This is a genomic window from Allorhizobium sonneratiae (assembly GCF_023700755.1).
In the GTDB taxonomy this organism is placed as follows: Bacteria; Pseudomonadota; Alphaproteobacteria; order Rhizobiales; family Rhizobiaceae; genus Allorhizobium; species Allorhizobium sonneratiae.
This window is the reverse complement of record NZ_JAMKOJ010000004.1, coordinates 236,167-250,623: the sequence shown is the minus strand read 5'-3', so window position 1 is coordinate 250,623 and position 14,457 is coordinate 236,167. Positions and strand designations below refer to the sequence as shown.

15 protein-coding genes and 1 pseudogene are annotated in these 14,457 nt (G+C 58.0%); 4 read left to right on the top strand and 12 right to left on the bottom strand.

Translation table 11 applies throughout. The features are described 5' to 3' along the window. Positions 1-9: 9 nt before the first annotated feature. The 4 genes from NAC44_RS09330 to NAC44_RS09315 are packed head-to-tail and all read right to left on the bottom strand — an operon-like array spanning position 10 to position 3,986. Positions 10-771 carry a D-glutamate cyclase family protein gene (locus NAC44_RS09330; RefSeq protein WP_250940137.1) on the bottom strand — a complete coding sequence of 254 codons (762 nt, stop codon included), beginning with the start codon at positions 769-771 and terminating at the stop codon, positions 10-12. After that, entirely contained in the window at positions 764-1,525 is a 762-nt protein-coding gene (locus NAC44_RS09325) for an SDR family oxidoreductase (RefSeq protein ID WP_250940136.1), read from the bottom strand. The genes NAC44_RS09330 and NAC44_RS09325 overlap by 8 nt, the downstream gene beginning before the upstream one ends. After that, entirely contained in the window at positions 1,516-2,955 is a 1,440-nt protein-coding gene (gene hydA / locus NAC44_RS09320) for a dihydropyrimidinase (protein ID WP_250940135.1), read from the bottom strand. Before hydA ends, NAC44_RS09325 begins: the two co-directional genes overlap by 10 nt. Continuing rightward, entirely contained in the window at positions 2,952-3,986 is a 1,035-nt protein-coding gene (locus NAC44_RS09315) for an ABC transporter substrate-binding protein (protein ID WP_250940134.1), read from the bottom strand. Before NAC44_RS09315 ends, hydA begins: the two co-directional genes overlap by 4 nt. 136 nt (positions 3,987-4,122) lie before the next feature. On the opposite strand from NAC44_RS09315, the gene NAC44_RS09310 reads away from it, so the two are divergent. Next, complete coding sequence (locus NAC44_RS09310; RefSeq protein ID WP_250940133.1) at positions 4,123-4,851, top strand: GntR family transcriptional regulator; 729 nt, start codon at positions 4,123-4,125, stop codon at positions 4,849-4,851. Between the two features lie 63 nt (positions 4,852-4,914). On the opposite strand, the pseudogene NAC44_RS09305 reads toward NAC44_RS09310, so the two are convergent. From NAC44_RS09305 to NAC44_RS09280, 6 genes and pseudogenes are all read right to left on the bottom strand, one after another. Continuing rightward, positions 4,915-5,355: pseudogene (locus NAC44_RS09305) on the bottom strand (IS6 family transposase); the annotation flags it as partial. Positions 5,356-5,419: 64 nt separating this feature from the next. Beyond that, positions 5,420-6,445: a glycosyltransferase family 2 protein gene (locus NAC44_RS09300; protein ID WP_250940132.1), complete on the bottom strand. Its 1,026-nt coding sequence runs from the start codon at positions 6,443-6,445 to the stop codon at positions 5,420-5,422. After that, on the bottom strand, positions 6,442-7,329 hold the full coding sequence (locus NAC44_RS09295; protein WP_250940131.1) for a CgeB family protein: 888 nt from the start codon (positions 7,327-7,329) through the stop codon (positions 6,442-6,444). The genes NAC44_RS09300 and NAC44_RS09295 overlap by 4 nt, the downstream gene beginning before the upstream one ends. Positions 7,330-7,342: 13 nt before the next feature. Then, positions 7,343-8,110 carry a TylF/MycF family methyltransferase gene (locus NAC44_RS09290; RefSeq protein WP_250940130.1) on the bottom strand — a complete coding sequence of 256 codons (768 nt, stop codon included), beginning with the start codon at positions 8,108-8,110 and terminating at the stop codon, positions 7,343-7,345. A gap of 180 nt (positions 8,111-8,290) precedes the next feature. Beyond that, positions 8,291-8,617, bottom strand: a complete 327-nt coding sequence (locus NAC44_RS09285) for a hypothetical protein (RefSeq protein ID WP_250940129.1) — start codon at positions 8,615-8,617, stop codon at positions 8,291-8,293. A 153-nt stretch (positions 8,618-8,770) separates the two neighbouring features. Then, the gene (locus NAC44_RS09280; RefSeq protein ID WP_250940128.1) at positions 8,771-9,241 is read right to left on the bottom strand and encodes a hypothetical protein; all 471 of its coding nucleotides are present in this window, start codon (positions 9,239-9,241) and stop codon (positions 8,771-8,773) included. A gap of 535 nt (positions 9,242-9,776) precedes the next feature. Between NAC44_RS09280 and NAC44_RS09275 the strand changes: the two genes are divergently transcribed. Beyond that, a complete protein-coding gene (locus NAC44_RS09275; RefSeq protein ID WP_250940127.1) occupies positions 9,777-10,250 on the top strand; it encodes a VOC family protein in 474 nt (157 codons plus the stop codon). 207 nt (positions 10,251-10,457) lie between these two features. Here the strand turns inward: NAC44_RS09275 and NAC44_RS09270 are convergent, their stop codons facing one another. Together NAC44_RS09270 and NAC44_RS09265 are read right to left on the bottom strand one after the other, a co-directional pair. After that, positions 10,458-10,685: an SGNH/GDSL hydrolase family protein gene (locus NAC44_RS09270; protein ID WP_250940126.1), complete on the bottom strand. Its 228-nt coding sequence runs from the start codon at positions 10,683-10,685 to the stop codon at positions 10,458-10,460. Positions 10,686-10,932: 247 nt separating this feature from the next. Continuing rightward, positions 10,933-11,418 (bottom strand): Lrp/AsnC family transcriptional regulator, encoded by a 486-nt coding sequence (locus NAC44_RS09265; RefSeq protein ID WP_250940125.1) that lies wholly within the window; start codon positions 11,416-11,418, stop codon positions 10,933-10,935. A gap of 133 nt (positions 11,419-11,551) precedes the next feature. On the opposite strand from NAC44_RS09265, the gene NAC44_RS09260 reads away from it, so the two are divergent. Continuing rightward, the gene (locus tag NAC44_RS09260; RefSeq protein ID WP_250940124.1) at positions 11,552-12,739 is read left to right on the top strand and encodes an amino acid aminotransferase; all 1,188 of its coding nucleotides are present in this window, start codon (positions 11,552-11,554) and stop codon (positions 12,737-12,739) included. 32 nt (positions 12,740-12,771) lie between these two features. Further along, complete coding sequence (locus tag NAC44_RS09255) at positions 12,772-14,400, top strand: thiamine pyrophosphate-dependent enzyme (RefSeq protein WP_250940123.1); 1,629 nt, start codon at positions 12,772-12,774, stop codon at positions 14,398-14,400. Positions 14,401-14,457: the final 57 nt, after the last annotated feature.

Here is a 14,457-nt window from a genome sequence, read left to right as displayed (position 1 = left end):
ATACCTCCTTCAGATCGGTGATGAGCATGGCGCCCGGCGCATGGCTGATAAAAACGGCAATCCCGAATTCTGTAGTGCGGCGAGCGCCGTTAGGCCGCAGGTCCAGAAGGCAGCGGTCTCATTCGGTTCAGGCAGAACAGGATCGCCCCAGTCCGACTGGGCGAGATTCTCAATGCCGAGTTCTTGTGCATCGCCAACATGCAGGGGGGCGCCATGGCTGAGTGGCATTCCCGTGGTTATGTCGATGACCCTCGTAAGGTCGCTGCTTCTGAACGGCCGCATTGAAACGACGAGCGGACCCTCGAAGGAGCCGGCTGCGTTCGCGCTAAGTTTCGTTCTGTAGGGGCTTCCCTGGAGGCCAAGCTCGCGGTGACGCATAGGAATGTCTTCGCCTGCGAGAGCGCCTTCAGCCCCAAGCCAGCATCCGATGGCGAAGACGACAAGATCCGGCCGCCATAATTCCACGATATCCGCTACCGCGCGCCACGTCCCGTTTTCGTGGACATGGTGGGCAGGCAGATCGCTCCGTATGTCTGTTCCTCGCCCAAGCGCTGGCATGAGATAACGCCCTGGCTCGCTTTGTGCCAAAAGGGGGCAGGCTTCGGGGTTGCGTTTGCAAAAGGTCGCGAAATCTTCCGCATGGGTTTCCGGCACGATGTAAATATGAGCCTGAGCGTAGCCTGGCGCCTGCCCGACGGTGGTTGCTGAAAACCCGGCGCGCGCGGCCAGCCTTACCGCAACGGCCGTACTTTCGACGTCGGTTTCACACATGGCGAACATATCCCCCATCAACTCGATAGACGCTCCCGGTGACATAGGATGCGGGCTGGCCGCACAGGAAGGCGGCGACCGAGGCTATCTCTTCGGGTTCGGCGTACCGGCCCATAGGGATTTGGGAAAAAGATCGCTGCCTGACACTTTCGACATCGATCTTCTCTCTGGCGGCCGTTGCTTCGTCCGTTATGCCGACGCGCTCCGTCGCAACGCGTCCAGGCATCAGGACATTCACCGTCACTCCGTCTACCGCCACCTCTGCTGCGAGAGATTTCGACCAGGCGATCAGCCCGGCTCGAAGCGTGTTTGATATGCCAAGCACAGGGATCGGCTGTATCGCCCCGGTGCTGACGACGGTCACTACGCGGCCCCAGCCCTTGGCACGCATCGCTGGAAGGAAAAGATCTGTCAGCCTTATGACCGAGAGGGACATACTGCGAAAGCTCTCCTCCCAGTCACTAAGGTCGTGCCCGATGGCGCTGCCATACGGCGGACCACCGGTGTTGTTGAAGAGGATGTCGATGTCTCCGACCTCTGCCGCAAACGCGGTAAGCGATGCGGTATCGGAAAGATCAACCCTGACCATATCGGCCGCACCGATCTCCTTTGCCGCGTCGGCAAGCGCTTTTTCGTCGCGTGCGGCAATCGTGACAGACACACTCTCGGCGGCAAGCGCTTTAGCAATGGCAAGCCCCATGCCGCGATTGCCGCCCAGGATCAGCGCGCGTTTACCTGCGATTTTCAGATCCATGACTTGATCTCCCTCGTCTTCCAGGCGGATGACGTCTCCTGATTGAGGAAGTGGCCTCGGCCCGGCGCGCCCTTCAGTTCGTTCTTGTGGACGATGATCTCGCCACGGCTGATCACAGTTTCGGGCCAGCCCTGCACCTCAAGACCCTCGAACGGAGTGTAGTCGACGTTGTGATGCAGCAGGCAGTTTGTGATGGTCACACGCCGCTCCGGGTCCCAGAGCGCAACGTCGGCATCCGCGCCGACCGCAATCGTGCCCTTGCGAGGGTGAAGTCCGTAGAGCTTGGCGTTATTCGTCGATGTAAGCGCCACAAAGCGCTGGAGGTCGATCCTGCCTTTGACGACGCCCTCGCTGAACAGAATGGGCAGTCGGGTCTCGAGGCCCGGTATGCCGTTTGCCACGGCGCGAAACGACGGGGCGGGGCCGGCTTTCAGCTTTCCGTCAGAATCGAAACGGTAGGGGGCGTGATCGGAATTAAAGATATCGATCGTGCCGTCCTCGATCCCGCGCCACAGTGCAGCTTGCGCCTGGGTGTCCCTGGGTGGAGGGCTGCACATCGCCTTGGCACCCAGCATGTCAGGCATGTCGAGGTCAGCTTCGGTCAAGAGCAGATATTGTGGGCATGTCTCGGCAATCACGACGTAGCCGCGCGCGCGTGCGCGGCGGATCTCGTCCAGCGGATCGCCGCCTGAGACATGCACGATGACCAGCGGCACGCCGGCAATTTCGGCAAGTGTCATCGCCCGATGTGTCGCTTCACGCTCTACGGGTAGCGGCCTGGATTGAGCATGGCCGAGCGGCCTCGTGCGGCCATCCTGTTCCAGCTGCTCGGCCAGCCAGCCGATGATCTCGTGGTTTTCCGCGTGGATCAGCATCACGGCTTTTTCCCGGCGCGCAACCTCGAAGACGTCGAGGATCTGACGATCGCTGAGGACCATCGCGTCATAGGTCATGTAGACCTTGATGCTGGTATGGCCGCGGCGAATGAGCGCTGGCATCTCCTGGCCAAGAACGGCGGGTGAGGGATCGCTGACGATCAGATGAAACGCATAGTCGATAACCGACTGACCCGCGGCGCGCTTGTGATAGTCCGCGACAGCTGCCGTCAGGGACTCGCCCCGGTGCTGTACGCAAAAGGGTACGATGGTTGTCGTGCCGCCAAAGGCTGCACTGATGCTTCCTGATCGGAACCCGTCTGCCATCGTAGCGCCCTTGGATGCAAGTCCTGGCGCCTGAGGCTGGTCGAGATGGCAATGGGCATCGATGCCGCCGGGCATGACCAGCAGCCCTCCGGCATCGATGACGGTATCACCGCCGGAGATATGATCTGCAATGGTCGCTATGCGGCCGCCCCGAATACCGAGATCGGCTTTCGTCACGTCGGACGCGGTCACGATCGTCCCGCCGCGGATCACCAAGTCAAAACTCATGCCGGCAGCTTCCGGATGTCGGCGGAGGGCAGGAACGAGGCATCGAACAGGTCCTCCGCCCTGGGCACAGAGGGCAGTCCGAAACCTTCGGCGACCGCGATCATCGACTTGGACAGGCGCGAGGCGTCAATGCCACCGAGACCATTCTTCTTAGTTTCCTCGGTCGTGAACTGGTTCTTCACCAGCCAACGCAGCTTTTCTTCCTCTAAAGCCGCATTGATCAGAGGAGAGTGATCCTTGAGCGCGGCGATGGCGGCCTTCGGATCTGCCGCAGCCGCCTGGTAACCACGTGCGCTGGCGGCAACGAATGCCTTTGCAGCTTCGGGATTGGTGGTGCGAAACTTCTTCGAAAGGACAATTGCGTTACCGTATAAGTCAAGACCTGCATCGGCGTAGTAGAGAAACTTGATGTCGGCGGGTGCGATGCCCGCTTTGACCAGCCCAAAATACATGGTTGAATCAAATCCGAGAATGGCATCCGCGCTGCCACCAGAAAGCACCGCCTCACGCAACTGGAGGCCCACCATGTTCCACTTGATGGTCGATGGATCGATCGACGTGGCCTTTGCATAGGTCGAAAAAAGCCGGTAGGCGCCATCTGGCGCAGCCGCACCAACCGTCTTTCCAGCGAGGTCGGACGGTTTGGTGATGCCCGATTTTGATAGCGTCGCTACGCAAAGAGGGCTCTTGAAATAGAGCATGAAGACCGCGCGGATTTCGGCTGTCGGATTCTTAGAATTGAATTCGGCGACGTTGTTGATGTCGACCGTTCCGCCATCGTAAACACCTGATCCCGTGCGAGCAGCAGCTTCACCAGACCCGCCGCCGGCATCAAACTGACATTCCAGCCCGGCTTCTTTGTACCAGCCATTTTTCTCAGCCAGAAGGAATGGGGCGTTCGAGCCGTCGAAAGGTGCGGAGAATGAGAATTTCACCGCTGTCGCTGCAAGGCTACGGCCTGCTTTAAGGATAAAAGGTGCCGCGAGGCCCAGTTGAAGGATGGTGCGACGCGAAGAGGTAAATTTGTTCATATCCATTCCCCTGTTTTGATCATGCCTGTAGAGGAAGTAGCAAGGCACGTGCCAACTCGCGAACTTGAATAAAAACAATGGTGCGCTATAAATTGCGCACAATCCTCCGCGAAAAAGATCGTCAAAGAGAACATCAGTGAAGCAGAACAAGCGTTTGGTAGGCGTGATGAATGACCGCAATCGGCCCAAAGTCGATGATGCGGACGAAGCCTACGCGCACCTCTTTGCTGCAATCGTCGATCAACGGCTTCCGCCTGGGACCAAGCTGACCGAACTCGCGCTGATGGAGGCGTTCGGAGCTGGCAGGCGGACGATCGGGACTGCGCTACAGCGGCTGACCTGGGAGAAGCTCGTCGTATTCTTTCCCAACCGCGGGGCATTCGTAGCGGCGCCGGATGCAGCCGAGGCAGTTGAGGTATTTGCCGCCCGTGTAGCGATTGAGGCCGGAACTACCGAAGCCGTGGCACGTGCTGCTGACCCGGCAGCGATCGCCAGGCTTCGTGAAAATATCGAGCAAGAGCACAAGCTGAGACAGCAGGGCTATATACGTGAGGCGATCCACCTTTCAGGCGGGTTCCACGTACTCATGGCCGAACTGTCAGGAAACCGCATTCTAGCCGATCAGGTTCGGCTGCTGGTAGCCCGCACAAGCCTTATCGTGCATCTCTTCGACAATCAGGTCGGTTTGGCCGGATGGCATGACCACCACGACGATCTTGTCCAGCATTGTGCTTCCGGCGATGTCGAGAAAGCGGTTTCGTTGATGCGCGAGCACATTATCGAAATTCAAGATGGTTTGGCATTTGATCGACGGCGTCCCGTTGCGTTCGATATGCTTGGGGTGTTTGGTACGGGAAGGGTCTGAAGTGATCATATGGCACTGTAAACTTACCGGCTTGAGCGCAACATCTGGGCATGAGTAATGAGTTCATGCTGCGTGAAGGCGTGCGATTTGGTGCCATGCTGGCATGGCTGCTGTTTGCAGTTCGCGATGGTGATTGGTTGGAATATCGTGGCGGGGAATGTGAAAAAGGTTGGCGACTGGGGCATGAATGGAAACGAAATGCTGAAGATGTCGTGTTGACGTGAAGCGCGTCATGATCCTCTCCCGTCGTCGGACGGGCTGATGGGAGCTCTCCGCCCGATTGTTCACTCCCTTGTGGGAACGATGCTCAACGCCGGGCATGACCTCCCGCTTTGCTGCACCACAGGATCGCAGTTTGTCGGTGATCATCACACGCGGCGTGCGGCCCTGGGCTTTCAACAGCTTGCGCATCAAACGTTTTGCCGCCTTGGTATTGCAGCGGCTTTGCGCCAGCACGTCGAGAACAAAGCCATCCTGATCAACGGCGCGCCAAAGCCAGTGTTTCGTCCACCGATGGTGATGTCACCGCCCATGAATGATCCGTGCACCAACGCTCACCTAAACCACATCATGGGACACGATCCGCTGTCGTCCGTTGTTTGGCGGACAGATCTTCGATGAGATCCAGGATCACGCGATCAGCCGTCATCGCAAGGTGTTCAAGCTCGGCATCAAACGTGCATGGCCCATCCGCGAGGACGCGCACCATTCGGGTATCGCGGACGAGGACGCCCGTGTCGAGCCAGTGGCGCAACTCTGCCTCCTCCGGAAAGCAGCGCAGAAACGCCCGTTCCAGTGCGCCTGGTTCATCGAGTTCCCACAGATAGCGCGTTTGCCAGGAAATTCCGCGATCCAGATCGGGATGCTGTTCAAAAAGGACACCGAAAGCAGCAACCTTTTTGGCGAACTGCTCGAAGCTGCGTAATGGATAATGGAAGATCATCGCTGATCCATTCGGCTTCGGCTGCAGCATTTCTCCGGTATGAGAGATAATTCCGTGCCCCGCCATCATGATCTCCCCCATCTCCTTGAGAAGGAAGACGACTTTTGGTCCAATTCGGACCATATGGACGGGATAGTCGAATGCGATGTCGCGGTCGCCGCGAATCACCTTGCCGAGATAGTCCTCGGGGTGAAAGGGGCGCCGGTTACGATAGATATGGGTCGTTGGCGCGCTGTCGCAGGAGCCGACCGCCGCGCGAGGCGCGAACATGTTGAAGCGCGGAGCGGTGATAACCGGCTCACTCCAATCGAGCTTGGCGAAGCTGCCGGTCGTCAGATGCCAAAACTCGTCGCCATCGATTTGCACGATGATTTCGGCGCCAAGTTCACGTACCCGCGCGAACAGGGCCGCATACCACTGCGACAACTCGATTTTCGCGTCTCGCGCATAGGTGAGAACCGTTAGTGGCAAACCCTCGGCAGTCAGGGCACGCAGGATGTCAGCCGTCGCATCGGCCGAACCGTGATCCAAAATCACGAAATGATCGACGCCCAAGCGGGTATGATGCCTGATATTCGCCTCGATGATATCGCCTTCGTCGCGGATCATCATGATTGCCGCGACCTTCCGCGGTTCGCTTTCGGTCGTCATTGTCGCGCTTCCAAAGCCTCAGAGAGAGGGAGCAGGGGATCGAACGCCTTGATCCGTTCGAACGCTGCCGCGGCTTGCGCGCAGCGGCGTTCGGGCTCGAAAAGCCAAGCCCGGGCCACCTCGCCCGGATCCTCGGCCGCCGACCAATAGGCGCAAAGCCCGTCCAGATCCGGTTGGGCAACAGCAGGCGTTTCAGATAAGACGAAGGTGCGCAGATGCGCCATTTCCACCAGCCTCATCGGGCCGATATGGGTAAAAGGCAGCGCGCGCCCGAGGCTGAGGACGATTTTCGACCGCGCTGCACGGGCATTGCGCAAAAACAGCGGCGTAGCCTGTGAGGGCGTTTGCACCAGCACTGGCACCGTTTTCTCGATCCGCTCCAAAATGGCGGCACGATGCGCATCGACATTGCCGAAGAAATAGAGGTCTATGGTCCTGTCGTCTTCGCTGATCAAGCTTTCCGGTTCGAAGGTCTTTACGTAACCGGGCATGATCCGCCGGGAAAAAACCCCCAGGCGCGCCATTTCCCGGGTGCTTTCCTCAAAATAGGATAAAAAGAACCGGCAGCGGTCGCGAAATTTTCGGGCCTGATCGGCGAAAAGCCACGATGTCTCCGGCTTGAAATTCACCATGCCAGCGGCGATGTATTCAACGTCGAAAACCCCAAATTGATATGGGGAGGCCGCAATATCCTCTATTTCCTGAGGCGTGAGATATTGAAGGCCAATGATGATATTGAGTGCGTCTGGCTCGAATGAACGCGCTTCGATTGTCACGACATGCCCGATCTGGGTCAACCAATGAAGAAGGCTCGTATAGATATCCTCCTTCATGATGGTCCATTGGGGCGTGCGGTCGAAAATAACGATATGAACACGCGACATTCGGCGGCTTTCGTTATTCGACGATGAAATATCCGGGGCCGTTCAAGAACGGAACCCGCCGCAGCGCCAGGCCGTTCAGTCCGAAGACCTCGCGCAGGGCCGTGGTCTCACCGGGAAAGCCGGCATCGTTGATCTCGTCCAGGACAACCACGCTGCCACGGGCGAGCCGCGGCTTGAGTGCCAGCAAGGCGTCACGCGTCGGGCTGAACAGATCCATGTCCAGATAAGCCAGGGCCACAATCGTTTCCGGATGGGCTGCAAGATATTGCGGCAGGGTTTCCCGCACGTCTCCGGTCACGATTTCAAACTTACGCTTGTGCGACAGTGGCGCCATACTCTCGCGTGCCGCGAGCACGCGCTCGAGATAGGCAGCGTAGCCCGCAGTGGTCCGTACATTGCCCGGGCGGGCGTAGATGCTGTCACCATCCTCGACTGCCACGTCCACGAAGCCGGAGAAGGTGTCGAAGCCAATAATCCGACGGGAATAATGCGTCGGCTCATACAGTGTCCGGAGATTCAGAAAGAAAGAGAGATTCTGCCCCCAGCGGCAACCAAACTCCATCACCACGCCAGGCATGCCAAGAATTTGCCGATAAAGATGATCCATGAACAGCGCACGGCCCAATGCCAAATGGTCCATGTGCAGGCCAAGGTTATCCAGACGCTCACCCTTCGGGATTGGCGTGGCATTGAACAAATCTACCAATTCAGATCGCGCGATCTGCTCACTCTCACTCAATGCGCGAGTAAAGCCTAGCAAGTTATCATCATCTGAATCCACTGGTGATTGTCTCCCGAGGGGTAAATAATGGTAGGTGATTGCATAAAAACTATCGAAGCCGCTAAACAATCGGGCTGGCAGTGTCAAGCGACTAATCGGTTTGGTTGAGGCTGCCGAAGATATCGCTATCATTGTTCTATCAATCGGGCATAAAATTGCCGAACCGGGGCGGAATAGCGGTTATTTATCTCGGCTGTTGGCCGCGATTGCGGGATCGTAGTTTTGTGGCACGAAATCCAATACATGGCATGCCCACCAGCGTTGCGGAGCGTGGGAGATACGTCGGCTGATCAACTGCAAATCGGGCATCGGATCGCCTGGCCGTCCGGTCGATCGCTCATGGAAGATGTGAAAGCGTCCCTGCCGGTATTCACAGGCCGTTACGGTCCAGTTGGCGCCGGTGGCGCGCAGTGCCGCCCAGGCCCCCCGCGCCAAAGGTACGCGGCATGGGCCTGGCAGATCGATCATGATTGCGGGTCCCGTGGCCATGGTGCGATCGACAACCATGACAATATCTTCTCCAGAGAGTAGCTTTCTGTAAACATCTCGGATGCTCTTATTGTTAAAAATTATGCCCCCTCCGTTGTTATAGAGATCCAAATTTCCATTTATTTTGTTATGAATTTTCGCTATTCCCGGAGAAAGTCCCGGGATTCTATTTTAGATGTCGGATGTCATCCAGTTCAGCTTGATTCCACTTTTCGATAGCCAGGCCACTCCGGGATAGAGCGAGCCGTAATGAAACATGAGGTGCACAGTCCCGCGCCGAACGCTGCCAGCGTGGTTCGCAGCTTCGCTCGGTGCGGAAGGGGGCGGCAGACTGTCGACGAGGCGCGGCAAGGCCAGCCCCTCCCATTCTGCGCGTGAAAAGTGGATATATCGCTCAAACAGCCAGAACAGCCGACGCCATGCAGGTTGCTCTGGCGCCAGCCGGCGCAGCGCCCGCCAGGTCATGGGGCGAACCGGATAGCGGCCCGTTCCGATGGACAGCCAGTCATAGCCCAGCCCGGCATGAATCACGCCGCGCACCGTCGCCCAGCCGCGACCAAGACCAAGGGGAAGACGATGCGCCACCCACATCAGCACCGCGGCATCCATGGCGATCAACTTTCCCTGAACCCAGGCACGCATCCAAACCATCTCCCTGCACCGCCCAAGACCACCGCGCGCATGCGGCTATCGCACGATGCTCTAAGGACCAACCAATCAGATTTACGCGACCGTCGTAGCGGAGATGTGTAAGGCTGAGAAGCTGCGAGCGGAAAGTTGTATCATTTTCCAGCGAGACGGGGCAGCCATTGATCATCCCGCGCTGATGCTACGAACGCTGTTCTCACCTCACGTATGTTGGTCGCGTGATGCCGCAGTCACCGTGCGTCGCCACAGGGCACCGGGGAGCCCTGCAGCAGCGGCGATCAGGCAGCCTTGAACGCACGTGGAGAGCGCTGCATCTCCCCCCTGAATGGGCATCCTGTGTTTCGGCGTGGCACTTGACCCCTTTCGGCGCCGAAGGCTGCCCCCCGTCACGCCGAAGAAACGGAAAATATATCAGCGTGTTAACCTGTACTAACCGGGGTCACTCTTCTGCGCCGAAAGGGGTCAAACTTCAAAGCTTAATCACACACAACAGTGGACGAGCTGCCCGTTTGCCGGTAGGACCTAGCGCATGACCAAGCAATCAAACTTTCAGGTGCGGCGTGCTGACCACGTAGGCTTCGCGGTCGCATCCCTCGATGAATCGCTTTCGTTTTGGGTTGATGGACTCGGCGCGCGGCTCTTGCGCACCGGCGAGATGGGGGGCGAGTTCCTCGGCCAAGTGACGGGTGCGCATGGGGCACAGGTGCGCATGGCGATCGTGTCGCTGGCGGATCAGACGATCGAACTTCTTGAGTACCAAGGCGTAGATCGGCCGAGCGCATCGGCCAAGCCGTTTGACCCAGGCTTCGCGCATCTCGCACTCGTGGTCGACGACATCGACGCACTCCTCCTGAAAATCGCCGCATATGGCTGGAAGGCACAAGGCACGCCGCAGTCGATCGCCGGTGGCGCGCGGGCTGGAACACGGGTGATCTACGTCGTTGGCCCTGACGGCGCGACGATCGAGTTCATGCAACCGTTAGCAACCACCCAAAATGACTGAGACCCTGCCGGGCGGGGGTGCCGTTTTCAAGAGCTGAAGTTGGGGCCCCATTCGGGCCGTTCAAGCCGCCGCTCCGATGTCCTGAAAACGGAAGATCCGCTCACCTCAAGGCAATGACGACAAGGGGTGGTTAGCGGAGTGTCTGCTTCGAAACGAGGATGGCGCAGAGCAGACGCCGCGTGGACGACTTTGGAATATGTTGGGCGATCAGCTTTTGTTTGTCACCAACCGCATCATTTCTCTCAGGATGGGCGCAAACCGGTCCCCGATAAGGCGATGGGTGTCGGCATCAGGGTGCAGTCGATCTGGCAGCGGCAGACGTGCATGGTCCAACGCGCCGTAAAGCTCCAGCCCGTCGAGATAACGGATGTTGGCGTCGTCGTGCGCACGTTGCTCAACGATGCCTTTTAGGTGCTCGCTGATGTCGGACAGCAATGTCTTCCACCATCCTCCCCATCATCATGTGTGATGCTTATTGGCGTCGTGATCAAGAATGCAATGCAGCAGTTTGTACGGAATCGCAGCTTGCTCTATTTTGGCCTTGTCGCGGCGGCGACGATCTTAAGCTCATGGGGCGTGGTTTCTCTCGCTGATCGACCTATCATATCGCGAGGAATAGACGCCGTTATCCTGACCTATAACAAAGTCAATTGAACAACTCGGTAAGGACGAGGGGGCTTGTTCATTGCAAGATCTGCAGGGGCAGTTCCGTGCTTTTTTTCAATGTCTTCAGGACGATGCTGGATGTTACAGACGCCAGCCCGCCTGTCACCTTGATCATCCGTTCCAGGAATACGCTAAGATGATCGAGGTCTCGCGCGACGATCTTCATCAGGAAGTCGGCGTCTCCCGTTTGAGAATAACACTCCAGAATCTCCGGCGCAGTCTCGATGAAGCGATGAAGCTGCGCGTTTCCCTCGTCCGTGTGGGACCGCAAGCTCACCAAAGTGTGGGCCACCACGGAAAAACCAAGCTTCTCCGGGTTCAGTATCGCAACAACATTCTGGACCAGCCCATCTCCACGAAGTCGCTCCAGCCGTCTTGAACATTGCGCCGCCGACAGGTTTACCATCTGCGACAACTCGACCTGCGTAAGCTCGGCATTCTTCTGAATGGCTGCCAGAAGCTTGACGTCAAATTGATCGAGCGACGAAAATGCGGGCCTCATGTCGAATCTCTTGCATTGAATGGTGATAAATCGAAAATTCCTTGCATCATATTGGCAAAATATTCGAAAAATTGCAAGTTTTCTTCCTCCAGTCGGCTATATCATTCACGTCATGTCCCACGGAGGAAAGATCATGTTCGAAAAACTCAATGCGCAGCCTGCCGACAGTCTGTTGGCTCTCATCAAGGCATTTCAGGCTGATCCACGCAGCGACAAGGTTGATCTGGGCGTTGGCGTATATCGCGACGAAAACGGCCACACCCCGGTCATGCGTGCTGTAAAGCTTGCCGAGACGCATTTGCTGGAGACGCAGGATAGCAAACGTTACCTCGGCCCTGAGGGTGATCTTACGTTTGTCGATCTCCTCAAGCCGATCATCTTCGGCCCGGATTTCGATCAGACGCGGGTTGTCGGAATTCAGACGCCGGGGGGCAGCGGTGCATTGCGGCTCGGTGCCGAACTGATCGCCTCCGCGAGCACTGATGCCAAAATTTGGCTGGGAACGCCGAGCTGGCCGAACCATGCACCGATCTTCCAGTCTGCTCGTCTTGCGGTAAAAGGTTATCGCTTTGTCGATCTCGCCAAGCAGCAGATCGAGTTCGATCGTGTTCTCGACGCTCTGCGTGCTGCCAGCGCTGGCGACATCATTCTTCTCCACGGATGCTGCCATAACCCGACCGGCCTTGATTTCGACCGGGCGCAGTGGGAGCACATCGCAGCCCTGCTGACCGAGCGGAAGCTGATCCCCTTCATCGATCTGGCGTATCAAGGTTTGGGTGATGGGCTTGAGCAGGACGCCGAAGCAACACGTCTCATTCTTGATTCCGTGGATGAAGCCCTGGTTGCCTACTCGTGCGACAAGAATTTCGGCCTCTATCGCGAGCGTGTGGGTGCGCTCTATCTCGTCAGTCGGGACCCTGAGCAATTGAAGGTCGCAGACGGCAACATGGCCGCGCTGGCACGTGTCAACTGGTCAATGCCGCCGGATCATGGGGCCGCAATTGTCCGGGTTATTCTTCAAAGCGCTGAGCTCACGGAGATCTGGAGGCAGGAACTCCTGCAGATGTGCGCGCGCATCAACGGTAACCGGACCGCTCTTGCGTCGGCTCACCCTGAACTGGAATTCATCGCCAGGCAGCGCGGCCTTTTCTCCAATCTGTCCATGTCCAAGGACACCGCGGTTGCGTTGCGCAACAAGCACGGGATCTACATGGCTGATTCTGGCCGGATGAATCTGGCAGGAATGCAGCCAGCCGATGCGAAGGCAATCGTGAAGGCTCTCGTCGCCGAGGGAACGATCGGCAGCCGCACCGCAGCCTGAACGGGACCTGGACAGAAAGACTGGATAACAAGATGACAAACAAGGAAACGACTGGTCAGGCCATTGCTCGCTCTCTCGTACAGAATGGAGTTGATACCGTATTTGGTATCCCTGGTGCCCACATGTACGACTTCAATGACGCTCTTTATGAGAGGCGCAATCAGATCCGCTTCATCCATACCCGTCATGAGCAAGGCGCTGGCTACATGGCGTACGGCTATGCGAAGTCCACGGGCCGCATCGGTGCCTATACCGTTGTTCCCGGCCCAGGGGTCCTCAATTCTGGAGCAGCGCTTTGCACCGCTTACGGCGCCAACTCGCCCGTTCTTTGTCTGACCGGCAATATCATGTCGCATCTGATCGGGCAGGGCCGGGGTCAGTTGCACGAGTTGCCGGACCAACTGGCGACAATGCGCGGTATCACCAAGATTGCCGAGCGCATTGACCATCAGTCCCAGACCGGGGCCGTGATGGCGGATGTCATCGGCAAGATGCTCTCGGGGCGGCAGGGACCGGGAGCGGTGGAAGCGCCGTGGGATGTTTTTGGCATGTCTGGACCGGAAGTTGATCTTCCTGAAACGCGGCCTGCTGCAAATCCCAAGATCAACCCGGATGCGATCAAGGCCGCAGCTGAGATCCTCGCCAACGCCAAGAACCCACTGATCATGGTCGGCGGCGGCGCAGTCAATGCCGGTCTGGAGATCGCTGCACTGGCAGAGGCGCTGAATGCTCCAGTCACGTCGCATCGCTCCGGCAAGGGCGTCGTCAGCGACGACCATCCGAATTACCTCAACTTCGTGGCGGCATTCGATTACTGGAAGAAGACCGACGTCCTGATCGGCATTGGTAGCCGTCTTGAACTTGAGTTCATGCGCTGGAAATGGCTCCCCAAGGGGCTGAAGGTCATCCGCATCGACATCGATCCGACGGAAATGGTGCGTTTGAAGCCCGATGTTGCGATCGTCGCTGATGCGACGGCGGGAACTGCCGCACTGACACAGGCCATTGCCCGGAAGGCAATGCCGAGCCGCGTCGGGGAATTTGCGGATCTGAACCGGCAGGCCCGGGAACGGTTCTCTGTCGTACAGCCGCAAGTGGACTATCTCAACGCTATTCGTGAAGCACTTCCGCGCGATGGCTTCTTCGTCGAGGAAGTCAGCCAGATGGGTTTTACCGCCCGCTTTGCTTTCCCGGTCTACGGCCCGCGCCAGTACGTGACGTGCGGTTACCAAGACAATCTCGGCTTCGGCTATAACACGGCGCTTGGCGTGAAAGTCGGCAACCCGGACAAAGCGGTCGTCTCGGTGTCAGGCGACGGCGGTTTCATGTTCGGCGTTCAGGAGCTTGCAACGGCCGTCCAGCACAACATTGCCGTGGTTGCCATCGTCTTCAACAACAATGCCTACGGAAACGTTCTTCGCGACCAGAAGCAGACCTATTCCGGCCGATACATCGGCTCCGACCTCACCAACCCTGATTTCGTCAAATTGGGCGATAGCTTCGGCGTGAAGACCTATCGGGCAACGTCTCCGGCGGAATTGAAGGCCATGGTGACAGAGGCACTGGAACTGAACACACCGGTGTTGATCGAAGTGCCGATCGAGAAGGGCTCCGAGGCCAGCCCGTGGCCGTTCATCCACCCGGCGCCGCCGACGGCATAAGTTCCGCTATCGATGCGAGTTGTTGACATGACAGACATTTATGCCGGTCCCTGTGAT

Excerpts from the sequence above, each read along its gene's own strand:
- NAC44_RS09330 (WP_250940137.1), bottom strand. The coding sequence starts at position 771 with ATGTGTGAAACCGACGTCGAAAGTACGGCCGTTGCGGTAAGGCTGGCC.
- NAC44_RS09325 (WP_250940136.1), bottom strand. The coding sequence starts at position 1,525 with ATGGATCTGAAAATCGCAGGTAAACGCGCGCTGATCCTGGGCGGCAAT.
- hydA (WP_250940135.1), bottom strand. The coding sequence starts at position 2,955 with ATGAGTTTTGACTTGGTGATCCGCGGCGGGACGATCGTGACCGCGTCC.
- NAC44_RS09315 (WP_250940134.1), bottom strand. The coding sequence starts at position 3,986 with ATGAACAAATTTACCTCTTCGCGTCGCACCATCCTTCAACTGGGCCTC.
- NAC44_RS09300 (WP_250940132.1), bottom strand. The coding sequence starts at position 6,445 with ATGACGACCGAAAGCGAACCGCGGAAGGTCGCGGCAATCATGATGATC.
- NAC44_RS09295 (WP_250940131.1), bottom strand. The coding sequence starts at position 7,329 with ATGTCGCGTGTTCATATCGTTATTTTCGACCGCACGCCCCAATGGACC.
- NAC44_RS09285 (WP_250940129.1), bottom strand. The coding sequence starts at position 8,617 with ATGGTTGTCGATCGCACCATGGCCACGGGACCCGCAATCATGATCGAT.
- NAC44_RS09280 (WP_250940128.1), bottom strand. The coding sequence starts at position 9,241 with ATGCGTGCCTGGGTTCAGGGAAAGTTGATCGCCATGGATGCCGCGGTG.
- NAC44_RS09275 (WP_250940127.1), top strand. The coding sequence starts at position 9,777 with ATGACCAAGCAATCAAACTTTCAGGTGCGGCGTGCTGACCACGTAGGC.
- NAC44_RS09265 (WP_250940125.1), bottom strand. The coding sequence starts at position 11,418 with ATGAGGCCCGCATTTTCGTCGCTCGATCAATTTGACGTCAAGCTTCTG.
- NAC44_RS09260 (WP_250940124.1), top strand. The coding sequence starts at position 11,552 with ATGTTCGAAAAACTCAATGCGCAGCCTGCCGACAGTCTGTTGGCTCTC.
- NAC44_RS09255 (WP_250940123.1), top strand. The coding sequence starts at position 12,772 with ATGACAAACAAGGAAACGACTGGTCAGGCCATTGCTCGCTCTCTCGTA.